Raw genomic sequence first — 25,010 nt, 5'->3', positions numbered from 1 at the left:
ACAGGGGACTGATTTTATTTCTCTTTAAACCCGGGAGACAGATTAATTTTCATAAAAAACCATGAAAAAAAATCAGTCCCCTACCTCAGTACTGAGAAATTTAGGTAAGCGAAGACTCCGATCTGTCTATCGAGTCCCAAAAAAAATGGCTGAGTTTCATGGGTAATCAGAATTTTTAATGTGACTATTCAGCAGCACCCCACGGAGTCTGCGCTTACCTCTCCGCACAAACAGGCAGGAAAACACAGCGTTACTATACTTATCCTACCTGCGGGCACGCATCTGGAGCACCGCTGAGCAGTTACAGATCGAGAACAAGGCGTGGTTATTTTTATAATTTGCTGACCAGTTACAGTATATTAATCTATGTGTAAGACCTGTCGGGAAAAATTGCAATCATCGGCGGAAAAGTATCATCTGTATTCGTAGGGTGGGGTAAGCGCAGCGCATCCACCAATGCAAGCCATCAATTCCGCGTGGATGCGCTGCGCTTATCCACCCTACGTACCTGCACAGCTACACAGTAGTTACACGATTACGTTAAATATCGACACAAACGAGCACTCATTTATAATGGTACAGCTTTGCCACCCAGTGTAACAGAAACAGGCCAGGGATGGCAACTACTGTACAACAAAAGAAAAATCCGACCCACCCTATTGACTCGGCCATAAATCCTGTGGGGGCGGAGGCGAGCACCCGGGGGATTCCCATCAGGCTGGATAACAGCGCATACTGGGTAGCTGTAAATTTTTTATTGGTCAGCGATGCCATATAGGCAACGTACGCAGCCGTGCCCATACCACCGCTCAGATTTTCAAAAGCTATAACGGCTGCCAACCCGCTGAGACTGGGACCGATAAGGGCAAGCAGAGAAAATCCGGCAGTAGAAATAGCCTGGAGTATACCAAACAGCCAAAGGCTTCGAATAATGCCGGTTCGTAAAATGACCAACCCACCAACCAAACCGCCGATAATAGTTGCCCAAAAACCAAACAGTTTAGCCACCGCGCCGATCTGGGTTTTAGTAAAGCCAATATCCAGATAAAAAGGAATGGTCATGGTGGAAGCCATCTGGTCGCCTATTTTATAAAACAGGACAAAGAGCAGGATGAGTAAAGCGCCATTCCTGCTGAAATATTCTACAAAAGGTTGAACCACCGATTCTTGAAAATTGGTTGGTGCTGCCTCCTCCACCTGTGGTTCTCTGGACAAGAGAGTAGTTATAATTCCGATCCCCAGACTCGCAGCCATAAATAAATATACCTGGGCGAAAGAAAAATAGTCAGCAAGGATCAAACCACCGCTGCCCGCAAGCAGCATCCCCACCCTATACCCATTGACATACAGCGAACTTCCCAACCCTAACTCGTTGTCAGCGAGATCTTCACGGCGATAAGCATCGACAACAATATCCTGGGACGCGGAGAAAAAAGTAACAAAAAGGGCAGCCAAGGCAACTAACCATGGTGCTTGACTGGGATTGGTCATCCCAAGCAGGACCAGAGCCCCCATAAGCAACAACTGAAATACCAGCAACCAGCCACGCCTTCTGCCCAAAAAAGGCAAGGTGAAACGATCCAGTACCGGCGCCCACAAAAACTTAAGAGTATAGGGCAAGCCTACCAACGAAAAAAGACCTATTACCGAGAGATCAACCCCCTCTTCCTTCATCCATGCCTGGAGTACGGAAAGAGTCAACAGCAATGGCACCCCACAAGAAAACCCCATGAGAAAGGACACCAGCATCCGCGGTGAAAAAATCTGTCTATAAATGGGGATATTCATGTTGTACCGGGCGTGAAGAAGTGGTTGGAAAAAAAATAGGTGGTATTGCTCCTGGGTACTTCTTACGGAGCTTCTCCTTTTACAACAAACAGGTGTAATTCCCTTGGACCATGCGCACCATGAACCATGACCAACTCGATGTCTCCAGTCTTACTTGGACCGGAGATGAGCGACAGACAGTTGGTCAACCCTTGAGCCTGTTCTTCCGGATCCCACTTCAAAAGCGTGTACAGCTCCTCCAGGTTGGCCAGTAATTTCTCTTCCTCAAGCACCACAATATGAATGGACGGCACCAAAGAAGCTGAACGGGCATGGCCTGGTCTGCTTCGCATGGCCAGGGTGGCAGTAGCAGCAACAAGATAATCGGCAGAGGTGATGCCGATAAAAGAAGCTTCAACATTTTCCCTTATAGCTGAGCGCTGCGCAGCTGCTGAAACCTTAGCATCAAGTCCCCCCGACACACAATCGGTTGTATGGAGAGTAACTCCATCAAGCTCGGCAAGGGATTCCAGGTGCAACCGGCTCAAAAGAGGATGGTCCCAGCGAACAACACTTTTCTCTGTCCCCCACTCTGGATCTTTTTCAAGAATCAACCTGCCAATGGCACCTGCAATATCGTCCAGGTTGTCCTCAGGATGAAAATCAATGTGTAGCGGCCCTGCTACCTGCTCAACGATGCCCCGCAGTTGTTTTCTCTCTGCTGCTAATCGTGTTTTGATTCTTGCAAGCAGTGCTTCCTGTTCCGGCGAGGCTGTTGTGGTGAAAATATCTGCATCAGCAGCATTCCCTGCCCCTCTTCCCAGTGCCTTACCAATGGTTTGTATAAACTCTGTTCGCCCCGGCATTACTGTTTTCCTCCCTCTCGCTCTTTCCATCTCTGCATAAAGGTCTTGGCAGCCAAAGGCTTTAGGTTGCGATTATTGGTCCAGCCGTTAAATGGAAAAGGAAGACGACGGATCATACCATCCTGTGCAGGCAATATTTTCTGCAGCACATAGCCGATTTTAAAAAAAAGGTCATACACCTTGCGCCGCTTGATGATTTTCTGCCATGCTTCAAACATCAGTTTTTCCGACTTTCCTTTGGGCTGCACCTCCCACTTGGCATCACCTTCAGAGAGCTTCGCACGCAAGGCCAACAGCATCCTTGGCAGGTTAATTTCCAACGGACATGCCTGCCGACAGGCTCCGCACAACGTCTCGCCGGTGCAGAGATCAGCAGCATTGTTCACCCCAAAAAGAAGTGGAGTGACCACCGCACCAACCGGTCCGGAATAGGCAGATCCATACGCTTGTCCGCCAATCTTGCCGTACACCGGGCAGACATTTAAACAGGCTCCACATCGAATGCAACAAAGCATCTCTCGAAATTCTTCATCTGCAAGAATTTTTGACCGGCCATTGTCCACTATAATCAGATGAAAAGCCTGTGGCCCGTCGCAGTGATCTTCTGCTGCCGGCCCGCCTATATAACTCACATAGCCACCGATCTGTTGACCTGCAGCGCCCATGGACATCAACCTGAGGATGGACTGCTGCTCTTCCAGGTTGGCAACGATCCGTTCCATGCCCATAAAGGCTACATGCACCTTGGGCAAGGTCGTGGACATCCTGATGTTCCCCTCATTGGAAACCGTTGTAATATGTCCTGTTTCCGCACAGGCTAGATTGCAGCCTGTAATGCCCATATCAGCAGTCAAAAATTTCTCACGCAGGGCCTTTCGCGCGTCAAAGGTCAAGGAGGGAGGGTCTTCCGTATATGGGGTACCAAGTTTTTCTGAAAAAAGTTTCCCAACCTGCTGCCTGGTCTTATGGATGGCAGGAGCAACAATGTGAGTCGGCTTTTCGTCTGCGAGCTGGATGATGAATTCACCAAGATCAGTTTCGGCAACGTCAATACCCGCCTCTTCAAGGGCGTGATTGAGGCCGATTTCTTCGGTGACCATGGACTTCCCTTTAACCACTTTTTTTACATTGTGGTCGCGGGCTATGTTTAAACAGATGTCCACAGCTTCCTTATCCGTTGCTGCAAAATGTACCGTGCCGCCATTTTTCTGTACATTATCAGCCAGGGCTTCGAGAAGGATATCTAAATTATCGATTGCCTTACGCCTGTACCCATGGGCTATCTTCCGTAATTCCTGCCCTTCGGGAAGATTCTGATAAAGATTCTGCGTTGCCGGGCCAAGCCGGGACTGGAGACTTTCCAGTGCAGACTGCAGTACTGGATCTGCAATGGAATGGCCTGCTACTTTTTTATACTCTGCTGATGTTATTTCACTCATAACTCTTTCCTGCAAGCAGCTCTGCAATATGCATAACCTTTACCGGCGACTGCTTTCTGCTCAGCATCCCTTCAATATTCATCAAACATCCCATATCACAACCAGCTACCACATCGGCTCCTGAAGCGATAATATTGTTGACCTTGTCCTCTACCAGCGCCTCGGATATCTCTGAAAACTTGACCGCAAAGGTGCCGCCAAAACCGCAGCATTTATCCGCATCTTTCATTTCGACAAGTGTCATATCACTAATGTTGGCAAGCAATGCTCGCGGTTGCCGGTCAATATGCAGAAATCGATTAAGATGGCAGGACGCATGGTAGGTCACCTTGCCGTTGAATCGTGCCCCGACATCTTCAACCCCCAGCACATCCACTATATACTCGGTAAATTCAAAGGTCCGTTCACCGATAGCTTTGACACGGGCCAGCATTGCAGGGTCATCCTTAAATAAATCCTGATAGTGATTTCTCACCATATTCACGCAAGAACCTGATGGGGAGACAATGGTTTGCGCCCCTTCAAAAATGGTGATAAATTTTTCAGCCGCAGCACGTGCAACCTGCTGGTGCCCGGCATTAAAAGCAGGCTGCCCGCAGCAGGTTTGTTCAGTGGGACAGTCAACATGCAGGCCCAGGCCCTCAAGCACATCAACCATTGACTCGGCAACTTCGGGATACATCGTATCCACAATACATTGCACAAAAAGGGTGACGTTATCTTTTTTCTGCATTGTAGGTCTCGCTTAATATATAAGATGGGATGGTAACCATGTAATTAATGAAGGAAAGATAATTAAAAGAATGATAGCAAGCACCTGCAGCCCGACAAAAGGCATCACCCCGCGATAGATATCAATAGTCTCGACATTTGGCGGCGCAATGCCTTTTAAATAAAAGATGGAATACGCAAAAGGCGGGGTGAGAAAAGAAATCTGTAGATTCACCATCACCAACACTGCAAACCATACCGGATCAAAACCCAGCTCTGCTGCAATGGGGGTTATTAAGGGCACGATAATAAACAAAATGCCCATCCAATCGATGAACATACCGCAAAAAACCAAAAGCAGCATGATCGTGAAGAGAATACCCCATTTGCCTATGGGCAGGTTCATAAACATACTGGTGATCACCTCGTCTCCACCAAGTGCCACAAAAACAGTGGAAAAGAAAGTCGCGCCAATGGCGATCATCATGATCATGGCTGTAATGCTCAGGGTCTGCCGGCAGGCATCTTTTACGACCCCGACATTGAGCTTACCATAGGAAGCAGCCAGAACCATACTGGCAGCAGCGCCCACAGCAGCAGCCTCGGTAACCGCAGCAATTCCGAAAAAAATACTCCCCAGTACAGAAAAAATAATGAGGGCCGGGGGAATGACAGAAGTTGTCAAAATTAATATTTTTTCCTTAACCGTTGCCTGACGTTCTTCAACCGGCATTGGTGGGCCATCTTGAGGCCTGAAGTAACAGCGAATGCCAATATACAACATATAGAGCAGGGTCAGTAACAGGCCGGGGACAAGGCACCCAAGAAAGAGCTTGCCCACGGATATCCGGGCAATGGGGCCGTAGACAATAATCATGACACTCGGCGGAATGAGGATGCCCAAGGTACCACCGGCGCAAATAGCACCACACGCCATGGATTTATTGTATTTTTTGGCAAGCATGACCGGCAGTGCCATGAGACCGATGGTAATCTCAGAAGCTCCGACAACACCAGTTGCAGCAGCAAAAATAGCGGAAATGGCTATGGTAGAGATGCCAAGTCCACCCCTGAAACGACCCCACAAGATGTGCATCGCATTAAAAAGACGCTCAGCCATCCCGGATTTTTCCATAAATACCCCCATAAACAAAAACAGGGGCACTGCGAGCAGGGTGTAGTTTTTCATCAACCCGAATAATCGAGCAATAAAAAGGCCGTAAATATCGGCTCCCATAAAATTGGCCCCAAAAAGAAAGGCCACTCCACCCAACACAAATGCCGTGGGAAAACCGAGAAAAATTCCGGTAAACAGCGTTGCAAACATCAGTGCAACAGATATCTCAGGACTCATCGTATCTCACCGCCATTGCAGACAAAAACAATGTTGCGCAAAAACTCTGCAAAACCTTGCAATACAAGTAAACCAACACCAATGGGCATCACCGTTTTAAAGGGATATATAATGGGCTGCCAATACCCCTGCATCGATCTTTCTCCGATTTCCCAGGAAAATGCCACATACGGAAGCAAGGCATAAAAGAGACCACCCCACAACGGAAAGAAAAAAACAAGATACAGCACGGCATCGACCAGCGCCTTTGTTTTCGGTGAGAACCGATTGTACAAGATATCTATCCGTACATGGTGTTTCTTCTTAAGCGTCCATGCCTCGCCCAGCAGAAAAAAAGTACCGCCAATCATATAGCTGAGATCAAAAGACCACTTTGTCGGCTGATTCAGGACATAACGGGAAAAAATTTCATACCCAATAACAACGGTCAGCAGCATAACCAACCAGATGATAATTTTAGCCGAAGTTTCGCTGATGGCATCAATCGCCTTCACAATACTACGTATTATTTTCATCTCGGAAAAACCTGTGCTCCAACAAATAAAGGAGCCGCCGGGTATGCCCGGCGGCTCCTTTAATGAATGAATATATTTTTATTATTTAAAAGAGGGAGTCATAAGTGCTTTGTACTGATCATATCCAGTGCGGAATTTTTTCTGGGATTCGTACACCTTTTTAAAGAAAGGATCATTTGCGCTCTTTTTCTCCATCAATGCGGCGGCCTTCACAGCCAAAGCTCTCTGGATTTCCGGATCGAGGTACTCAATTTTCACACCCTTTTCCTTGAAAAAGTCGAGGGCAGGCACATCTCTTACGATGCATTTGGTTAGTAGTTCTATGGTTGTAGCCTTTGCAGCAACACGAACGATCTCTTTAAGATCTTCGGGAAGTTTATTCCAGGAACGCTTGTTAATCTTGAGGTCAAGAATGGTACTTGTCTGGTGAATGCCCGGAACCAGCAGGTAATCTGCAATTTCGTAAAAGGCAAGGTCCTTATCAATGTTGGGAATGCTGAACTCTCCGGCATCCAACACTTTCCGTTGCAGTGCTTCGTATACCTCACCGGCTGGAAGCATCATCACAGAGGCGCCTGCTTCGCTTAAGATTTCACCCCAGTACCCGGAAGTACGAAACTTCAACCCTTTGAAGTCTTCCATCTTGGTAATGGGTTTATTGGACCAGGCAAGATTCTCACTGGGGATAATACCACAGGGAGCAACATAACCAAGATCAAATTTCGCATACAATTCATCAAGTAACTGACTCCCTTCCCCTTCGTACAGCCAGGTAAGATACGGAATCGCTTCCATGCCAAAAGGAATATAGCCAAACAAAGGAGCGGCAGGCAACTGGCCGACCGAGTAACTTGGCGAGGAGTGGGCAGCATCGATAACGCCCATCCGCACCGAATCGGTTACCTCCAACGCACCCATAAGCACTCCGGCAGGGTAGGTTTTAATGGTCAGCCGACCATTACTCATTTTCGTTACTTGATCGGCAAAAGAAGTAGCTGATTCCTGAAGAATTGTCCCATCCGGCCATGATGTAGCCATTTTCCAGACAAATTTATCAGCTCCCAGCACGCTGGTGGTCGTGACAGTCGAGACAAAAAACAAAGCCGCCACAGTCAAAATTACTTTTTTGAGTTGCATCCAAACCCCCTTGAGATTGATGATAATCCAATACCTTTAGCCCGGATTTCTCATCAGTGAAGTTTTTCGCAGATCGAGGCGCAGGACATGCAGCTGTAGTAAGCTACAGCAAATGGCCTGCAACAAAGAGTCTGCGGAAAAATCCGCTGACCCGGAGGGTGAGTTTTTGATTATCGACGAAAAAAACAGTCTGTTTATTTAGTGCTGCCGTATTTTTTATCAATATCAGTAGGTTAATTCGGAAATAAAAAAACTCATGAGAAATCCGGGTTAGTATCTAAAATAGGGAGTTAAATAAACGCCGGAGCTGCAAATTGTCAATGATTTTATGCGATGGGACTGAATAACAATTCAGTATCAGCCGGAGGGGCTACAGGTAAGCACCAGGCAGGACGCATGCTGCTGGAAACCTATCGCTTGCGATATAGCTACGTGTAATTTCAGTTCAATAAATGCCAAAAGCAGGGTAAATAGCCCAGAAATGAAAGTTATTTTTTTTGGCTCTAGATCCCCTTTACATATCCATATAAAATGTATTTAAATTTCCGCTCTTTTAATAAGCTACGCATTGTAACGGCTGTCATTGTTTTCCTTCTTGCCATCATTTATCTTAATGGAGGAGAAAAATTCTCCCTTGTCGGTTTTGCGACGCTCAGCACTGTCGTTGCATTCCTCTGCAACAAAATCCGAAAAGGAATCATGCCCGCCGCCTGTGATCTCTGCGGCGCCAAGGCAACAATGAAGGCTGAATATGGCGCCGGCTTTTCCAATGCAAAGCTGGTGATCGATTGCCCCAGGTGCGGCAGGGTGATTAATCAAGCCAAACAGGGGGTCAATCCACAAAAAGAAAAAACGTAATTGTTTAGATAAGCCACAGCTGTTCAGGGTGGATAAGCGTAGCGCATCTCCAATGCCAGGCATCGGATTCAGCGTGGATGCGCTACGCTTATCCACCCTGAACACTGGACGGATCGCGGAAAAAAACAGCTGCCGGTAAACAGTTACGACAATTAGGGCTTGTTAAACAGCAAATCTGGTGATGTAGCACTCTTTCAACTCGCCGCGCAACGGGAAACCAAAGCAAGGGCGAGAAGTACGGTGTTATTTTTTCTCAGTCAGCGATACAGATAACGTTGCCAACGATTGCAAAAGAATGTCGATAACATCGGTAACGCGCTCTGCAATCAGCGGGGAAAGGTCCATTCCAGGTTCCAGGGTCTGCGGGACAACGGTTATAAACTGCACCTGCTCCGGTACCTTTCCTCTGATTTTACAGATATCAAGAATCTCCAGCATTCCTATTTGGTGGGGTGACATTCTCGTCTGCACATCCCCTGCCCTGACATCTTCCTCTGTAAAAAGATGAACAGAACCTGGATCGTCTTCCAGATCAATCACATCCAAAACATAAAGTCGATCACACTGCTCTATAAACGGCGCGAGCAATATGCCGGCTGTACCGCCATCGAAAACACGTATATTTTCAGGTATCTCATAGCGCTGTTCAATGTGCTGCACACAGTGAACCCCGAAACCTTCATCACCCAGCAGCAAATTACCGATGCCGAGTATGCCAATGGTTTTATTGTGCAAACAGGTCATATTTTAAACCTTAAAAAGAGGACAACCCCACCACTTAACCAATGTAACAGGAAATCAAGTGATGGGGCAGCCGAGTTACAATAAGTCTCGCTGGTTGTCAGACGTGCGAAAAATCCTACATCACCTTGATGGTAGACAATTTCCCCCCTTCAGGGTTTAACATATGCACGGCACAAGCCATACATGGGTCAAAAGAGTGAATGGTCCGCAGGATTTCAAGCGGCTTTTCCGGATCAGCAACCGGGTTGCCGACCAGGCAACGCTCATAGTATCCGGGTTCATCATTGGTTCCCCTTGGGCAAGCAAGCCAGGTAGACGGAACAACTGCCTGGTAATTCCTGATTTTGCCGTTTTCAATCACGATCCAATGAGAGAGGGTACCCCTTGGGGCCTCATGAATGCCGACACCGCGCTGCTCACCTTCTGGGAAATGAGGCTCATTGAAGGTTGTATTGTCGCCGGAATCAATATTGGAAATCAGTGCCTCCCACTGCTCGGCCATGGCATCCTGAACCACTGCCGCCCTGATGCTCCTTGAGATATGGCGCCCCATGGTTGATGGAAGAATATCCGTATCAAATGTGGTCTGACCAATGGACGCCATTGTTTCCAGCATCGTGTTGGTATACTTAACAGCAGGTGCATGCCGTGCTGCAAGCATGGCAAGCACACTTGCCACTGGACCGACTTCGGCCGGTTCATTCTGAAATGATGGTGATTTAACCCAGGAGTACTTGCCATCCGCCTCCTTCCCTGTAAAGTTAGGCTCTGTTTCCTCTACATAAGGATGCCGTGTCCAGTCACCTGCATAGTAGGAATGCTTAACACTTTCTTTGACATTATCCTCAAAAAATGGGTCTTGAGAGCTGCTTATTCTTCTGAAGCTCTCCATATCGCTGCCCTTTATATAGCCGCCAGGCATGGCAAAGTTCTTGCCTTGCTCATCCATAGGCATTTCCGGAACAGAAAGATAATTGCCGTTACCTTTACCATAAGCACACCACTCGGGATACATTGCCCCGATTGCAGCAACATCAACCATATACACCTGCTGAACAAAATCCCGCACCTCATCCATCAGGGTCTTGATGTAATACAGTCTTTCCATGGTCAGCGTAGCCGGGCTGTCCAGATTAATGGGGTTGGCAACACCGCCCACAGCAAGATTCTGGATATGCGGTGTCTTTGATCCTAGCACCGTCACAACCTTGTTTATTTTTCGCTGATACTCCAGTGCCTGGAAATAATGCACAGCAGCGATAAGATTAACATCAGGATCAAGCTGCATTGCCGGATGGCCCCAATAGCCACTTGAAAAAGGACCCAGTTGGCCCGAGCTTATAAATTTCTTTAGTTTATCCTGGGTCTGTTTAAACTCCTGGTAGCTGTTATTTTTCCAGGGAGAAAGCTTCTGGGCCAAAGCCGCCGCTGTTTTGGGGTCTGCTTTGGTGGCTGCCGATGCAATATCTACCCAGTCAACTGCGGAAAGGATGTAGAAATGAATGATATTATCGGCAAGACAATGGGCACCAACAATCATATTCCTGATGTACTGCGCATTAACAGGGACTTCAAGGCCCAATGCATTTTCAACAGCACGTACGGAAGCCATTGCATGGACAGTGGTACATACCCCGCAGATGCGCTGCACGATCAGCCAGGCCTCACGAGGGTCCCTACCTTTTAAAATGGTTTCAATACCGCGCCACATGGTTCCGATGGATCGGGCATCCAGTACTTGGCCGTTTTCCACCTCACACTCAATGCGAAGATGCCCCTCAATTCTGGTTATAGGATCTATTACAATTTGTTCAGACATGACAAAACTCCTTACTAATTCAATTCAGCCGACTTATGAACGCTGAAAACAGGGAAAACTTTTACAAAGAGTGTATACGCTGCAATTTCGAAGGCAATAAGCCCGTAGGTAATCATTTGTTCACCGATGGATGGAAAATATTTCCATCCCGTTCCAGGATCAAAACCAATGATATAGGTGTTGAATCTGAACAAGGAACCACCGATCAACACCGCCACTGCAGCAACAAAAAGCAATCGCGGATTAGAGCGGTAGTTGGGATAGGCTAAAATGAAAAGGCCAATGAGAAGCATCAAGTTTTCAACAAGAAACATGTTGCCGAGGAAAGTGCCTGAGAAGGCATTGGCCATCTCGCCGCGCATAAAAATATTCTGAAAACGGATGATAAGATAAAACCCTAAAACCCAGGACATTATCCGCGCGACCTTGGAAAGCATATTGGTCTCATCGCCAAGAGCATAGACCCGGGAAGAAATGGTCGCTTCAAACACCACCATGGCAAACCCCATGAACAAGGCAGTAAGCAAAAAAAGTAACGGCAGTGTGCTTGTATGCCACAGGGGAGAAAGTTTATACCCTGCCATGAGCATCATTGTTCCCAGCGAAGACTGGTGCATGGTCGGCAGCAGCACTCCGAGGGCAATCAAGGCAAAAATCACTCGATTGAGTCTTTTGCCGAAATTTTTTAACTTCCATTTTTCAACAAAAGCCGGCGTAAACTCCAACCACAGGACAAAGATATAGGTCCCGATGCACATGGCCACCTCAAACATGACCGAATGAAAATTCATCTGCCAAGGCAGGTAAAGGTTATAGACATTCAGGTACCTGCCGATATCGAGAAAAACGGAAACACCGGCAAGAGTATAACCAAACATGGATGCCAGGAGCGCAGGTCTTACCAGAGGATGAAATTGACCTTTATTTAAAATATAGACAAGCAGAGCCATCACGTAGCCGCCGCAGGCAAAGGCGGTACCGACAACAACGTCATAGGCTATCCATATACCCCACGGAAACCCATCATTCATATTTGAGATAGACCCTATCCCAAAAACAAACCGTTTAACCGCAAAATAACCTGCGATGCCGACAATAATCAGGCAGACGAGAAAAGTTGGGGTAAATATTCTACCGCCCAGGGGTTTTGCTTCTTCACTCATGAGTATCTCCTTTGACGGTATCTTTTTTTTCTATTTTTTCCTGTTCCTCTGCATTTTTATTTTTCTTCACCATGAAAACAAGTCCGGCAAGAACTACCAGGGGATACACCATTCCCTTATAGATGGCGTACTGAATACCACTAGCCATGGAAACAAAAGATTCCTTGGGAAAGGTCGGCAGGCCGAACTTCTCAAAAGGCACTGCGGACATATACATTACCTGGGTGCCGCCAAGTTCCTCCCTGCCATACACGTGACGTACATATTTGGGTGCCTTAAAGACATGGCTCTTTCCTGAATCAATGGAGGAAACGGGAAAATCATATTGCTTGCCGGGTTTCATTTGCAGCCGACGCCGGGTCTCTTCAATCAGCTTTTCCACAGGACCAAACAATGAAGCCCCAGTTGGGCATACCGAACAACAGGCGGAAATACCGCCCTTGGCAATAAGATGAGAACAAAGCTGGCATTTGACGATTTCCGGATACGGATCATCCCACTCAAATTTAGGAATATTGTACGGGCAGGCCACCTGGCAATACCTGCAACCTATACAGGCATCCTTATTGTAACTCACAATCCCACTTTCTTTATCCTTTGTAAGGGCGCTTACAGGGCAGGCCGTCACACAGGATGGGTCCACACAATGCAGGCACTGGCGCTTAATAAATGCATACCCGTCTTCGACAACATCTTTGTTAACCCCCTTACCACTGGAAAATTTCTTGATAATATTGAGCGTTTTCGAAGATAGATCCTGAGGCTTATCCCAGATGGTATTACCCTGGCCAAGTTCAGCTTGCATTGAATTAGCGTCTTTACAAGCCGACATGCAGGCGTTACAGCCCACACACAAGGTCGAATCATAAAGAATACCCAAAGCATTTGGCGGAAGTGCTTCTACAGTTCTGGCATCAACAACTTGACCATCCAGAGTTAACAGGGCCAGACTACCGGCTGCTCCTTTAAGAAAATCACGCCTTTTCATCTTCATCTGCAGACCCCTTGGTTCCAAGCTTCGCGGTAAAAACTGCTCCGGCGCCGATTGCAGCACCGCCTAAACCGGCCATAAGAGCTGCCGAACCAGCGGATACGCCCTGTCCACGTTCAACCGTGATGGGGGCATGCTCTGCAGCTGGAGTTGCGTGAAGGACAGGGCTGGTAGAAAACTGAGGCATATGAAAGCCAACCCCTTGTTCTGCGCAGCCGAAACAGGGATGACCTATTGCCACCGGCCAGCAGCCGGATCCGGCATCACCGAATTGACTGGTCGAACAGTTCGCATAGGTTACCGGCCCCTTGCAGCCAAGATAATACAAACAATATCCCTGACGATGGCCTTCGTCACCGAATTGACGGGCAAAGCGCCCGTTGTCAAAATGCGGTCTCCGTTCACAATGTTCATGAATTAAACGCCCATACGCAAATTTTGGTCGATTTTTCTTATCAAGGGCAGGCAGCTTATTAAAAGTGAGGTAATGGATCACGGTTGAAAGAAGGTTGTACGGATTAGGTGGGCAACCAGGAATACTAACCACTGTTTTATCGGTCAGGACAGACTGAACCCCTACACACTCGGTAGGATTCGGCTCCATCGCAGCAACACCGCCCCACGAAGCACACGAACCAACGGCAATAACGGCTCCGGCCTGGGCTCCAATTTCTTTCACACTATCAACAAAATTTTTGCCACCAACCTGGCAGTAAATCCCCCCGTCTTTGAGTGGAATCGCCCCCTCAACAACCAGGATAAACTTACCGTAGTTTTCCTCCACAGCCTGATGCAAAGCGCCCTCAGCCTGATGCCCTGCTCCGGCGGAGAGGGTTTCGTGAAAGTCGAGCGAAATGAGGTCAAAAATCAGTTTTTCTATTGAGGGGTGCTCTGACCGGAGTAGAGACATACTGCAGCCGGTACACTCAGAGCCATGGAGCCATATGACCGGCGGTCGCTGAGGGCTGCTAATAGCATGTGCTATCTTCGGCACTACAGCTTCGGGTAAAGCCATGCCCGCAGCGACTGCAGAGCAAAATTTCATAAAATCCCTGCGCGTGACTCCATTTAATTTTTCCTGAATTTGCCTAAAATTCTGTTCCTTCATACTCTCTCTCTTGATTACCGGCCCGCACGCAACCCTGCTGCGACAGCGCCTATAGCATTTGTACGTATTTTCACCTGCAAATATCATCAGTAACCGCTGAAGGTTCACTAAGACATTTTGCAAGCACCTTACGCTCCTTCTCAGATACGTCTGCATGTAATGTGTTCATTGCATCTATAATACCCAACCACCGGCCATAACCTTCGCCCACTTTTGCACAACTGGTTGAAAGACCATGACAGCTGCTGCATTTGTTTACTAGAATTTCCCGGCATCCCTTATCGGATCGGCACCCTGCAAGGGCGACAACCAAAAACCCTACAAGTAATACATTTTTAATAAACATTTCAGCTGACTAAATGGTTAAAAGAAGCAATAACATCAAGACGTCAAGAGATCCTTCCCAGGAATCCGGCCTGCACGCAGCATACATTGCTGCAGCAAACGAACCCCTACACTTAGGCAAAACCACTTAACACATAACGCACACTTTGCACATTTTCTTCTGTTTGTATCAGCATTAATGATGGCAAAACGCTACAAATAATTATATGGGTCTTGAAACACTGCACAAGAAGCTCTTGCCAAGTTTGAAAGACAAACAGAGGTTTACATGAAGGTGAGCAGCAAGGGGCCATTAAAAAGAGATACCAACAGAACTGCACTTATTCAGATATTTACAAAGACAGAGACAGGAAGGAGGTTACAAACAGGCTACCAGCGAGAGATATCCAAAAAGAATTGAAGAGGCAAAGCTCGACGAGGGGATAATGTATCGGCTAGATACACGCATACACGGAATTTACTGCTTACTTTCCACATCCGCTACATGTTTGCAGTCGAGTATCTATCAAAATAAAACGAATAAAATCAGATGATAAAGAGGGATACATCAGAAAAGAATTCAACGCAAACCATATAACGGAGATATTTTCTTACTGCCTGGTTAGTGATTTTTAAAACAATACCGGAAAAATAAATAATAATGATTAATTTTTAAATATAAGAAGCAGGGAAATCCAATGCGACTATCCGTTCCTGCGCTTAACATCCGCTGTTTGCACTTTTAACCATAGGGAATTATCATGAAAAGGCTCTTTTCACGTCAATCCCAGCTCAAATCACTGACCAAGGTCTGCAGAAACTCCTACCTCACAAGCTGTTGCCAGGCAATTGTTTACGGATCATTCATAACCATTCTCATCCAAGCCTGGGAAACGGGAGATGCTTTTTTTTTACTGGCCGGCTACTCAGAAGAAACCATGAAGTTTGTTAGAAATTGGGTAACCTTTGGCTACGTCCTGACTATAGTTCATTTTTTCATCAAGCTGGAACAGATCCCAAAGTATCTCGACGTTGTGCAGTCTGATAACCCTAAATACGATCTAAAAAGACATCTTGATTGTGTTCGTTGGGTCGGAGTGGTCTGCGGATTTACCGCGGGTATGCTGTTATCCTACTGGTACATACACTCTGCTACGGGTCCCGACTCCAGGCTGATCTGGTCTGTTATAATCCTGATGTTTATCATCATGATCGGAACCGGCAAAGACTTTTGGAGAATGTCGGGACTTTCCCCAAATATTGCAAAAAAAATAGAAGCTCTGACTAGTCGGTATGTGGTCGCGAGGAAATTTTGTCTTGAAATCCTTGAACACAGACCATTCGTTGATGTTGATTTCGATCTCCTGACCCAGGAACTTAGAAGAACTGCAGTTATATAGCTCGAATTTATCAGGGCCAACACCTCCTCTTACATAGAGCCGGAGGCTTGAAAAAGAGGTTTCACGAAAGAGACAAAAGAAAGTAATGCGGAAATGCATTACCTCATAAAAAAAGGGTAGTTGGCTGATTGCCAACTACCCTGAATTTTTTATGGCGGGATCGACGAGACTCGAACTCGCGACCTCCGGCGTGACAGGCCGGCGTTCTAACCAAACTGAACTACGATCCCTTGCTGTGGTGGGCGAAACAGGGCTCGAACCTGTGACCCCCGGCTTGTAAGGCCGATGCTCTCCCAGCTGAGCTATTCGCCCCCAGCGATGAAGAAGGTATTTAGCAGGATACGCCCTGTCAGTCAAGCACTTTATCTATTAAAATAACATTTTAAACACAATACAGCTTAGACGGACGATGTCACAAAAAAGCAACCCTTATCTCCATCCGCATCATAAAAAAAACCTCTGCCACCTCCCAGCTTCCGAGACATCACTCAACCATCTCTACACATGCCCTTGTGACCGATAGAATACTTCTCTACAAAGTTGAAAGGGTACCATTAACATTGGCCGGCGTAACAACTTACTATCCATTGAGGGGCAAGGTGGGCTTCTTGCGAGAGCACTTCCTGCAATACAAAAAAAAAAGGGGTTAGCCTAATCAGGCTAACCCCTTATATTTTCTTATGGCGGGATCGACGAGACTCGAACTCGCGACCTCCGGCGTGACAGGCCGGCGTTCTAACCAAACTGAACTACGATCCCTTGCTGTGGTGGGCGAAACAGGGCTCGAACCTGTGACCCCCGGCTTGTAAGGCCGATGCTCTCCCAGCTGAGCTATTCGCCCCCAGCGATGAAGAAGGTATTTAGCAGGATACGTCCTGCCAGTCAAGAAAAAAAACTCTTTAAGTTAAGTATTCTTGAATTAAACGTTACGCGTTCTAATTCCCCTGCCCTTTTATTGCGCAGGCGTATTGTGTGAGGAGAGAGTAAAGTCACTATAGATGGAATCGAGCGACACATCTTTAAACAATGACTCGCCCTCTCTGGAAATCAACGCTTTTTGCAAGACATCATTCACGTTATCGACCAGTTCAACCTCCAGGCTATCGCGTATCTGCTGAGGAACATCTTCCAGGTTAGGCTCATTGGCTTTTGGAATAATAACCCTGGTGATATTGCCTCTTTTTGCAGCAAGCAGTTTCTCGGTCAATCCACCAATAGGCAACACCCTGCCTCTCAGCGTAATTTCACCGGTCATGGCAATATTTCTATCTACCGGCAATTTAAGTATTGCCGAGACAATACTAGTGGCCATGGTTATACCTGCAGAGGGTCCGTCCTTTGGTATAGCTCCTTCGGGGACATGGACATGGACATCGATCTTATTATAAAAATCGGGTTCAAGCCCAAGACGCATTGAGCGCGATCTCACAAAGGAGAGAGCTGCCTGGGCAGACTCCTGCATCACATCACCAAGTTTCCCGGTGATGATCATCTTGCCCGATCCCGGCATAATAGTCGCTTCGATCTGCAGTAATTCTCCCCCAACTTCCGTCCACGCCATACCGGTAGTAAGGCCGATCTCGTCAAACTTTTCAGCAAGGCCATATCGATATTTTGGAACCCCGAGATAATGGGCAACACCATCTATCCCTATCTGGTATTTTTTGCCAGTCTCCTTGTTCTTTAATCCTTCCCTGGCTACCTTCCTGCAAATACCGGCAATGGTACGCTCCAGATTACGAACGCCTGCTTCACGAGTATATCGACGGATAATTTCTAATATGCCCGGCTGATCAATAATAATCTGCTGCTCGGCAAAGCCATTGGCTTCAAGCTGTTTAGGGAGTAGAAAATCATTGGCAATATGCAATTTTTCTTCTTCTGTGTACCCGTTGAGCTGAATGATTTCCATTCTATCCTGCAATGGCAGGGGAATACCGTGCAAATTATTGGCAGTGGTTATGAAAAAAACACCGGAAAGGTCATAATCAAGATCAAGATAGTGGTCGTTAAAGGCGTAATTCTGTTCCGGATCAAGCACTTCAAGCAGCGCGGAAGAAGGGTCGCCCCGAAAATCCACGCTCATCTTGTCCACCTCATCCAAACAGAAAACAGGATTAACCACCCCTGCCTTTTGCATCGACTGAATGATCTTCCCCGGCATTGCCCCAATATAGGTACGACGATGACCGCGAATTTCAGCCTCATCCCTTACACCGCCGAGGGAAAGCCTGATAAACCGGCGCCCCATTGCACGGGCAATGGATTTGCATACAGATGTCTTTCCAACGCCGGGAGGACCGACCAGGCAAAGAATCGGGCCTCTAAGTTTTTTAACCTGCGTTTGCACAGCAAGGTATTCCAAAATACGTTCTTTTGGTTTTTCAAGACCGTAGTGGTCCTCATCAAGGACAACTTCCGCTTTATCGATATCTATTTTCGACCGCGACTTCTTTCTCCACGGCAAATCAAGGATAGTATCGATATAGTTGCGCACCACTGTAGTTTCGGCAGACATAGGGGGCATCTGACGAAGTTTTTTTAATTCTTTGGCAACCTTGTCTTTGGCAATTTTAGGTAATTTCTTCCTGTCTACCGTCGCTTCAAGTTCAGTCAGATCGTCGCCGCCCTCACCCTGGCCGACCTCATCTTGAATAACGCGCATTTTTTCAGAAAGATAATAGTTGCGCTGTGTAGCGCTCATCTTTTTCTTTACCTTGGTATGAATATCCTTTTCCAAGGCAGAGAGCTCCATCTCCCTGTTAAGGATTTCAAGAACCATTGAAATCCTTTGCGGTACAGAGGCTTCCTGTAAAACATTTTGTTTTTCTTCGGTTTTCAGCTGGATATGGGAAATGACCAAGTCAACCAACCTGGAGGGGTCTTCAATAGCGGTAACAGTATTATAGACCTCCCTGGGAAGCTTTTTATTATCCTGGGCAAACAGGCCAAAGGTTTTTTTCAATTCGCGTACGTATGCATAAACCTCTTGGCTCTGCGCATCGACATCTTCAATCATCTCCAAGGCCGTAGAATAGTAAACGTCTTCTCCACTCCCCTCAAGTTTGGAATCAACAATACGGGCCCTACTCTTCCCTTCGACCAATGCCTTAATTGTACCGTCAGGCAAACGCAACAATTGCATCACCGATGCTATGGTACCGATTGTATACAAATGACGTTGCTCGGGCTCATCAACAAGAGCGTCCTTTTGAGTGACCAAGAAGACCAGACTGTTGTCTTCCATGGCAGTCTCCAATGCCAGAATGGACTTTTTTCTGCCAACAACAAGCGGAGCAACCATGCCCGGAAACAGCACAATATCTCTCAAGGGCATGAGAGGAAGTCTTTCAGTGGTAAATTGATCCATAAAACTGCTCAGGCACTCTTTTTATTTTCTGAATTATCGTACAAGATAACAGGATACTCACCTTCGGTAATCACCTGTTCGTTAATCACACATTCTATAGCGTTCTTATCAGAGGGAAGTTCATACATGACTTCCAACATGGCTTCCTCCATAACAGAACGTAATCCTCGGGCCCCTGATTTTCGCTCCAAGGCCTTTTTAGCAATAGCATCCAAAGCCCCTTCGGTAAATCTCAGTTTAACCCCTTCCAGGTCAAACAGTTTCATATACTGCTTGGTCAGGGCATTTTTAGGTTCCTTTAAAATACGTATCAGGTCTTCTTCAACCAATTCTTCCATGGTGGCAATAACGGGCAGCCGACCGACAAGTTCTGGAATCAGACCAAATTTAAGCAGATCTTCAGGTTGGATACCGCTTAAAATTTCCCCAACACTCTTATGAGAATCGCTGACGACTTTAGCACCAAAGCCGATTGCCTTCGTGCCGGTGCGCCTTTTTATCACTGTATCCAGACCGACAAAGGCTCCGCCAACAATAAAAAGTATATTGGTGGTATCAATACGTACCAATTCCTGCTGAGGATGTTTCCTTCCTCCCTTAGGAGGAACTGAAGCGGTTGTACCTTCGATGATTTTCAACAGTGCCTGCTGCACGCCTTCACCGGAAACATCACGGGTAAGAGATGCGGAATCAGACTTTCGGGCAATTTTATCAATTTCATCGATATAAATAATACCGCGCTCTGCCTGATCAATGTCGTAATCAGCTGCCTGAAGGAGACTGACCAGGATATTTTCGACATCATCACCCACATAGCCGGCTTCTGTCAGCGTGGTCGCATCAGCTATAGTGAAAGGAACATTAAGGACCCTGGCCAAAGTTTGCGCAACAAGAGTTTTACCGCTACCGGTCGGGCCAATGAGTATAATGTTTGATTTTTGCAACTCAACACTGTCCTTCTCATTAACCGGACCCACATCAATACGCTTGTAGTGATTATGCACAGCCACTGACAACACTCGCTTAGCATAGTCCTGGCCGATGACGTAATCATCAAGGTGTGCTTTTATTTCCTTTGGCTTAAGCACTACCTTTTCTGCGTCAGTGGTGATTTCTTCCTCACCAGCGGAATCAACAATTATTTCATTACAGAGGTCAATGCACTCATCGCAGATATAGACATTAGGCCCTGCAATCAGCTTACCTACTTCCTCCTGGCTTTTTCCACAGAACGAACAGGTACAGTTGCCTCCATGCTCATCATGGAATTCTTCACTCACTATTATTTCTCCCCGTCGATTTCCTCACGACTGGTCAACACTTTATCAATAATCCCATATTTACATGCTTCTTCAGCACTCATGAAATTATCTCTTTCTGTATCAGCCTCAACTTTTTTCATTGTCCTACCGGTATGGTGAGCCAAAATAGAGTTGAGATCCTTTCGCATGCGCAGGATCTCCCTGGCATGGATATCAATATCAGTTGCCTGCCCTTGAAAGCCACCCATGGGCTGATGAATCATAATGCGGGAATTAGGCAATGCAAAGCGCTTACCCGCCGCCCCAGCGGCAAGCAGCAGCGCACCCATTGAAGCGGCCTGTCCCATGCAGAGAGTTGCCACATCACAACGAATGTATTGCATTGTATCATAGATAGCCATCCCGGCAGTGACGACACCACCGGGTGAGTTGATATAAAAAGTTACATCCTTATCCGGATCATCTGCCTCAAGAAAAAGTAACTGCGCAATGATAACACTGGCAACTTCATCGTTTACCTGTGATCCCAAAAAAATAATACGCTCTTTTAAGAGGCGTGAATATATATCAAAAGCCCGCTCACCACGTGGGCTTTGTTCCACAACCATTGGAACCAAATTCATACGAGTATCTCCAAAATACGGTACATCTGTTTAGAGGCAGAAGCAAAAGGCCAATTTATGAGCCCGTTGATTTACTGTCTTTTCGCCCTATCTCTCGGAGTCTAGCGCTTACCTCGTTATGCTGAAAAAATAATCCTCGGAATATCAACCATATGCCTGTGGTTATTTTTTAAGCATGCCTCGGAGTCTGCGCTTACCTGACCTTGAACGAAAACCCTAGTAAATTAACAGACTCATTTATTCTGCTGTTTTTACCTCAACAGCTTCCTCTGCCTTTCCGTCAGTGACTTCATCCACCTCAATCAGGTTAGCTGCGTCACGCAAGTAGCCAAGAATTTTTTCATTCAGCAGTTCATTCATAAAAGGCAGGATTTCCTCACGGCGTTTGAAGTACCCCTTAACCTCATCAACGGTCATGTTGTACTGATCAGCAATACGCTGATATCCGCGCTGAATGTCTTCATCTACGACCTTAATATCCTCAACTTCCGCTATTTTTTTAAGCAAGAAATCGCCTTTCACTCTTTTCACTGCAATTTCACGATTCGACTCGACCAGTTGCTCCAGATTAATTCCAGCCGATTCGAAACTAAGGCCGCTTCGCTTGAGATTTTCCTCGGTCTGCTTGAGCATTTCCTGAATCTCGAATTTAACAAGGCGCTCAGGAACTTCAAACTCATTGAGTTCTATAAGTTTATTCATGAGCCGGTCATCGAGATCTCCCTGCATGGTCTCTTCCTTGGCCTTTTCAAGATTTTTCCTGATCTCAGCTTTCAAGTCATCGATGGTAGCATGTTTCTCGTCGATATCTTTAGCAAACTCATCATCGAGTTCAGGCATCAACCGCACTTTCACCTCTTTCACTTCAACCTTGAACTCTACTTTTTTACCAGCAAGGATTGGATTCGGGTAATCTCCGGGAAAGTCAATTTCATAGAGTGTTTTATCGCCCTTCTTCAGGCCGATCAATTTCTCTTCAAACTCTTCTCCAAGTTTATTAAGTCCTACATCTACACTGTAGTCCTCATTACGTACCTGCGGCATGGCTTTGCCATTATGAAAACCTTGGAAATCGACAACAGCCATGTCGTCCACAGCTATACCGTGTCCTTCTTCAGCTGTTTGCAGAGCCGCATTTTCACGCTGCAACTTTTTAATCTCGATATTGACTTCTTCGTCCGAAACCTTGGTCACGGGCTTTTCGACATCAATCCCTTTATACTGGGAAAGATCGAATTCCGGTTTTACATCAACCATTGCCACATAAACAAATGTTCCGCTTTCCGGGAAGGAATGCTCTGTAATTTCAGGATGTACTACGGGTTCTATTTTTTCCTGCTCAATAGCGTCAAAGTAGGTTTCCTGTACAAGTTGTTCGCCGACTTCAGCCTGAACCTGCTCTTTAAAATTTTTCTCCAATACAGTCCGTGGCACCTTACCCTTACGAAACCCTTTGAGTGAAACGTCCTTATTTACCTTGTTATAGGCCTTGTCAAGGTTCTTACGTACGAGTTCCTTAGGCAGGGTAATGGTCAGTTTTTTGGTCAAATCAGAGACATTTTCGACTACGATTTCCATGGACTGCAGTTCCTTTGTTGTCCTGTCATATTAGTTCACAGGATAATTTATAATGATCAGCGATATTTTGTTCGCGTTATTTACAGATGGTGCGAAAGGGGGGAGTCGAACCCCCACAAGCTATGCTCGCTGGATCCTAAATCCAGTGCGTCTACCAATTCCGCCACTTTCGCGTTAACCGAGTACTAATAATCAACATAGTTGCACACGTCAAGTAGTGCATTATCAAAAAAATATAGTTTCACAACAACTTTAAGAAGTTAGGCTGTAAATTCCGCTGGTTAAATTTAGACGTGGTAAAGAGTTACGATATACTTTCCGGTAAAAAAGCGTTGCCAACGTTTTAACCCGTATTTTTCATCAGTTCAGGTTGCGTCAGCTTCAATGTTTCCACCAATAAACCTCTATTCATAGCCAGAAAGACTTAGCGGATCTCACAAACATTCAGCAACCATGCGAAAACATGCAGCTCTCTTTGACTTCGCATAACAAAAAAAAAGCAACCAATGTAGTAAAGTCACACAATGGCCATGCGACAATCGGGTCGGTGCCGAATTCCGTATCAGGTGGCCGTGCTTATCATATAGGCCCCAAGATAGGTGAAAATAAGAACAGCTGCACCGCTGACGTAAAAAGCCCACTGTATTCCCCATACATCCATGGAAACTCCGGCCAAGATAGCGCCGGAGAAAACACCTGCACTCATGGCCAGATTAAAAACCCCCATCATCGTTCCCTGCCCATAATGGGCACGTCCTTCTTCTGTGGCTAGTGCTCCTAGAACAGGCCAGATAACAGCTTCTCCTAAACCAAGAAGCATATACAGTACCACCATCATGGATACTGACCGGCCCGAAGGAATGGCGAGGATAACAGCGCCCATACACGAACAGCCGATCACCAACAGTAAAACCTTGCTGTGGCGGTCAGCCAATTTACCAAAAGGCACCTGCAACAGAGCATTTACCAGTGTTCGACAGGCAATAATCAGCCCGATCTGCATGCCCGTTGCCTTGTGCTGGCTGCTCACAAGAAGTGGTAAAAAAGCCATTGTAGGTACCATCATAATCATCGTAGAAAATCTGGCAATCAACATACCCATGGTTTTTCGACGCCCAACCATCTTGCCAAGACTACGAAAGAGGCCAAGCGGACCGGTTGACTCATGCTGCGTGTTATACGGCATATTGACGATTACCAAAGTAAGGGCACAGCCGCTTAGCGCCGCCATTACATAAAAAACCGAAGATAAACCCCACTGATCGGCAACGGCCCCACCGATAACAGGGCCGCATCCTATCCCGCAGAACAAGGCTATATTCAAATACCCCATGTAACGACCTTCATGGCCTTCTGGAGCTAACGACCCCATGTAGGCCATGGCAATGGGGATAATCATAGCAGATCCTACTCCCTGAAAAGATCGAATAAAAATAAGATCGAGAACACTGGTCGCCTTGGGGACCAGTAGGCCGACAATGGCAAAAATTGCAAGGCCGGCCATCAGAAACCCCTTGCGACCCCACGCATCAGACCAATTGCCGACTACAGGCTGCAGCACCCCTCTGGTTACTGAAAAAGCAGCAATGATAAAACCTAGGGTAAAACCGGTTGCGCCCAGATCGGTGGCAAAAAGAGGCATCACCGGAATAATGATTCCAACCCCCAGCATGGCGGTAAATACGGTAAACAGTACTGTTACCAGAATTTGTTTTTCCACTACCACCTCGTAAGCATTTTGCAATCGGCTGTTCCAGACTCTATACGGAGAGAGGATACCACTTTTGTTTTTTATTATAAATATTTAACTGCGAGACCGTATAATAAGGGATACTCAAAAAAAAGCCCTGTCCCAATAGCGCTGAATGAAGCTCAGGTCTTAACCCGGATTTCTCATCAATAAAGTTTTCGCAGGGCAAGGCACAAGCCGCGCAGCAGGTAAGCGAAGACTCCGGTAGTAAATTGCCACAAGTGGTTTGTA

19 protein-coding genes and 5 tRNA genes are annotated in these 25,010 nt (G+C 46.5%); 1 reads left to right on the top strand and 23 read right to left on the bottom strand.

From position 1 onward, the window contains the following. Window positions 1–564 precede the first annotated feature (564 nt). The 13 genes from ACHZCY_RS01185 to ACHZCY_RS01125 all read right to left on the bottom strand — a co-directional run bounded on the left by ACHZCY_RS01185 (window position 565) and on the right by ACHZCY_RS01125 (window position 14,472). On the bottom strand, window positions 565–1,788 hold the full coding sequence (locus ACHZCY_RS01185; protein WP_394713347.1) for an AmpG family muropeptide MFS transporter: 1,224 nt from the start codon (window positions 1,786–1,788) through the stop codon (window positions 565–567). Between the two features lie 62 nt (window positions 1,789–1,850). Then, window positions 1,851–2,633, bottom strand: coding sequence for a LutC/YkgG family protein (locus ACHZCY_RS01180; protein WP_319547550.1), 783 nt, complete (start codon window positions 2,631–2,633; stop codon window positions 1,851–1,853). Further along, complete coding sequence (locus tag ACHZCY_RS01175; protein WP_319547549.1) at window positions 2,633–4,072, bottom strand: LutB/LldF family L-lactate oxidation iron-sulfur protein; 1,440 nt, start codon at window positions 4,070–4,072, stop codon at window positions 2,633–2,635. Before ACHZCY_RS01175 ends, ACHZCY_RS01180 begins: the two co-directional genes overlap by 1 nt. Continuing rightward, on the bottom strand, window positions 4,065–4,805 hold the full coding sequence (locus ACHZCY_RS01170) for a (Fe-S)-binding protein (protein WP_205223007.1): 741 nt from the start codon (window positions 4,803–4,805) through the stop codon (window positions 4,065–4,067). Before ACHZCY_RS01170 ends, ACHZCY_RS01175 begins: the two co-directional genes overlap by 8 nt. Window positions 4,806–4,817: 12 nt before the next feature. Next, window positions 4,818–6,137, bottom strand: coding sequence for a TRAP transporter large permease (locus ACHZCY_RS01165; protein ID WP_319547548.1), 1,320 nt, complete (start codon window positions 6,135–6,137; stop codon window positions 4,818–4,820). Next, a complete protein-coding gene (locus ACHZCY_RS01160) occupies window positions 6,134–6,652 on the bottom strand; it encodes a TRAP transporter small permease subunit (protein WP_205223005.1) in 519 nt (172 codons plus the stop codon). The genes ACHZCY_RS01165 and ACHZCY_RS01160 overlap by 4 nt, the downstream gene beginning before the upstream one ends. Window positions 6,653–6,733: 81 nt before the next feature. Then, on the bottom strand, window positions 6,734–7,789 hold the full coding sequence (gene dctP / locus ACHZCY_RS01155; RefSeq protein WP_319547547.1) for a TRAP transporter substrate-binding protein DctP: 1,056 nt from the start codon (window positions 7,787–7,789) through the stop codon (window positions 6,734–6,736). Between the two features lie 561 nt (window positions 7,790–8,350). Next, on the bottom strand, window positions 8,351–8,710 hold the full coding sequence (locus ACHZCY_RS01150; protein ID WP_319547546.1) for a hypothetical protein: 360 nt from the start codon (window positions 8,708–8,710) through the stop codon (window positions 8,351–8,353). Between the two features lie 180 nt (window positions 8,711–8,890). After that, entirely contained in the window at window positions 8,891–9,391 is a 501-nt protein-coding gene (locus ACHZCY_RS01145) for a HyaD/HybD family hydrogenase maturation endopeptidase (protein ID WP_319547545.1), read from the bottom strand. A 115-nt stretch (window positions 9,392–9,506) separates the two neighbouring features. After that, window positions 9,507–11,210: a nickel-dependent hydrogenase large subunit gene (locus ACHZCY_RS01140; RefSeq protein WP_205223001.1), complete on the bottom strand. Its 1,704-nt coding sequence runs from the start codon at window positions 11,208–11,210 to the stop codon at window positions 9,507–9,509. A gap of 14 nt (window positions 11,211–11,224) precedes the next feature. Further along, window positions 11,225–12,373, bottom strand: a complete 1,149-nt coding sequence (gene hybB / locus ACHZCY_RS01135) for a Ni/Fe-hydrogenase cytochrome b subunit (RefSeq protein WP_319547544.1) — start codon at window positions 12,371–12,373, stop codon at window positions 11,225–11,227. Continuing rightward, window positions 12,366–13,361: a hydrogenase 2 operon protein HybA gene (gene hybA / locus ACHZCY_RS01130; protein WP_319547543.1), complete on the bottom strand. Its 996-nt coding sequence runs from the start codon at window positions 13,359–13,361 to the stop codon at window positions 12,366–12,368. The genes hybB and hybA overlap by 8 nt, the downstream gene beginning before the upstream one ends. Further along, complete coding sequence (locus tag ACHZCY_RS01125; protein ID WP_319547542.1) at window positions 13,348–14,472, bottom strand: hydrogenase small subunit; 1,125 nt, start codon at window positions 14,470–14,472, stop codon at window positions 13,348–13,350. Before ACHZCY_RS01125 ends, hybA begins: the two co-directional genes overlap by 14 nt. Before the next feature lie 1,085 nt (window positions 14,473–15,557). Between ACHZCY_RS01125 and ACHZCY_RS01120 the strand changes: the two genes are divergently transcribed. Then, window positions 15,558–16,196, top strand: coding sequence for a hypothetical protein (locus tag ACHZCY_RS01120; RefSeq protein WP_319547541.1), 639 nt, complete (start codon window positions 15,558–15,560; stop codon window positions 16,194–16,196). Between the two features lie 152 nt (window positions 16,197–16,348). Here ACHZCY_RS01120 and ACHZCY_RS01115 read toward each other — a convergent pair. From ACHZCY_RS01115 to ACHZCY_RS01070, 10 genes are all read right to left on the bottom strand, one after another. After that, a tRNA-Asp gene (locus ACHZCY_RS01115) sits at window positions 16,349–16,426 on the bottom strand. 6 nt (window positions 16,427–16,432) lie between these two features. Then, window positions 16,433–16,508 (bottom strand) — tRNA-Val (locus tag ACHZCY_RS01110). A 369-nt stretch (window positions 16,509–16,877) separates the two neighbouring features. Next, window positions 16,878–16,955: transfer RNA gene (locus tag ACHZCY_RS01105), tRNA-Asp, on the bottom strand. A 6-nt stretch (window positions 16,956–16,961) separates the two neighbouring features. Then, a tRNA-Val gene (locus ACHZCY_RS01100) sits at window positions 16,962–17,037 on the bottom strand. Between the two features lie 111 nt (window positions 17,038–17,148). After that, on the bottom strand, window positions 17,149–19,566 hold the full coding sequence (lon, locus tag ACHZCY_RS01095) for an endopeptidase La (protein WP_205222996.1): 2,418 nt from the start codon (window positions 19,564–19,566) through the stop codon (window positions 17,149–17,151). 8 nt (window positions 19,567–19,574) lie between these two features. Then, window positions 19,575–20,846, bottom strand: a complete 1,272-nt coding sequence (gene clpX / locus ACHZCY_RS01090) for an ATP-dependent Clp protease ATP-binding subunit ClpX (protein WP_205222995.1) — start codon at window positions 20,844–20,846, stop codon at window positions 19,575–19,577. A gap of 2 nt (window positions 20,847–20,848) precedes the next feature. Further along, the gene (gene clpP / locus ACHZCY_RS01085) at window positions 20,849–21,451 is read right to left on the bottom strand and encodes an ATP-dependent Clp endopeptidase proteolytic subunit ClpP (RefSeq protein ID WP_205222994.1); all 603 of its coding nucleotides are present in this window, start codon (window positions 21,449–21,451) and stop codon (window positions 20,849–20,851) included. 237 nt (window positions 21,452–21,688) lie between these two features. Beyond that, window positions 21,689–23,029, bottom strand: coding sequence for a trigger factor (gene tig / locus ACHZCY_RS01080; protein WP_319547540.1), 1,341 nt, complete (start codon window positions 23,027–23,029; stop codon window positions 21,689–21,691). Between the two features lie 87 nt (window positions 23,030–23,116). Beyond that, window positions 23,117–23,202 (bottom strand) — tRNA-Leu (locus tag ACHZCY_RS01075). A 389-nt stretch (window positions 23,203–23,591) separates the two neighbouring features. Then, window positions 23,592–24,749, bottom strand: a complete 1,158-nt coding sequence (locus ACHZCY_RS01070; protein ID WP_319547539.1) for an MFS transporter — start codon at window positions 24,747–24,749, stop codon at window positions 23,592–23,594. Window positions 24,750–25,010: the final 261 nt, after the last annotated feature.

The sequence above is a fragment of the Desulfogranum marinum genome, assembly GCF_963675105.2.
GTDB classification, from domain to species: domain Bacteria; phylum Desulfobacterota; class Desulfobulbia; order Desulfobulbales; family Desulfobulbaceae; genus Desulfogranum; species Desulfogranum marinum.
The sequence above is the reverse complement of the archived record's forward strand: the minus strand, read 5'-3'. Positions and strand labels throughout refer to the sequence as shown.

Coding starts and splice junctions, on each gene's coding strand:
- ACHZCY_RS01150 (WP_319547546.1), bottom strand. CDS start 8,710: ATGCCTGGCATTGGAGATGCGCTACGCTTATCCACCCTGAACAGCTGT.
- ACHZCY_RS01140 (WP_205223001.1), bottom strand. CDS start 11,210: ATGTCTGAACAAATTGTAATAGATCCTATAACCAGAATTGAGGGGCAT.
- ACHZCY_RS01165 (WP_319547548.1), bottom strand. CDS start 6,137: ATGAGTCCTGAGATATCTGTTGCACTGATGTTTGCAACGCTGTTTACC.
- ACHZCY_RS01185 (WP_394713347.1), bottom strand. CDS start 1,788: ATGAATATCCCCATTTATAGACAGATTTTTTCACCGCGGATGCTGGTG.
- ACHZCY_RS01145 (WP_319547545.1), bottom strand. CDS start 9,391: ATGACCTGTTTGCACAATAAAACCATTGGCATACTCGGCATCGGTAAT.
- ACHZCY_RS01120 (WP_319547541.1), top strand. CDS start 15,558: ATGAAAAGGCTCTTTTCACGTCAATCCCAGCTCAAATCACTGACCAAG.
- hybB (WP_319547544.1), bottom strand. CDS start 12,373: ATGAGTGAAGAAGCAAAACCCCTGGGCGGTAGAATATTTACCCCAACT.
- ACHZCY_RS01175 (WP_319547549.1), bottom strand. CDS start 4,072: ATGAGTGAAATAACATCAGCAGAGTATAAAAAAGTAGCAGGCCATTCC.
- ACHZCY_RS01180 (WP_319547550.1), bottom strand. CDS start 2,633: ATGCCGGGGCGAACAGAGTTTATACAAACCATTGGTAAGGCACTGGGA.
- hybA (WP_319547543.1), bottom strand. CDS start 13,361: ATGAAAAGGCGTGATTTTCTTAAAGGAGCAGCCGGTAGTCTGGCCCTG.
- dctP (WP_319547547.1), bottom strand. CDS start 7,789: ATGCAACTCAAAAAAGTAATTTTGACTGTGGCGGCTTTGTTTTTTGTC.
- clpP (WP_205222994.1), bottom strand. CDS start 21,451: ATGAATTTGGTTCCAATGGTTGTGGAACAAAGCCCACGTGGTGAGCGG.
- ACHZCY_RS01125 (WP_319547542.1), bottom strand. CDS start 14,472: ATGAAGGAACAGAATTTTAGGCAAATTCAGGAAAAATTAAATGGAGTC.
- ACHZCY_RS01160 (WP_205223005.1), bottom strand. CDS start 6,652: ATGAAAATAATACGTAGTATTGTGAAGGCGATTGATGCCATCAGCGAA.
- lon (WP_205222996.1), bottom strand. CDS start 19,566: ATGGATCAATTTACCACTGAAAGACTTCCTCTCATGCCCTTGAGAGAT.
- tig (WP_319547540.1), bottom strand. CDS start 23,029: ATGGAAATCGTAGTCGAAAATGTCTCTGATTTGACCAAAAAACTGACC.
- ACHZCY_RS01170 (WP_205223007.1), bottom strand. CDS start 4,805: ATGCAGAAAAAAGATAACGTCACCCTTTTTGTGCAATGTATTGTGGAT.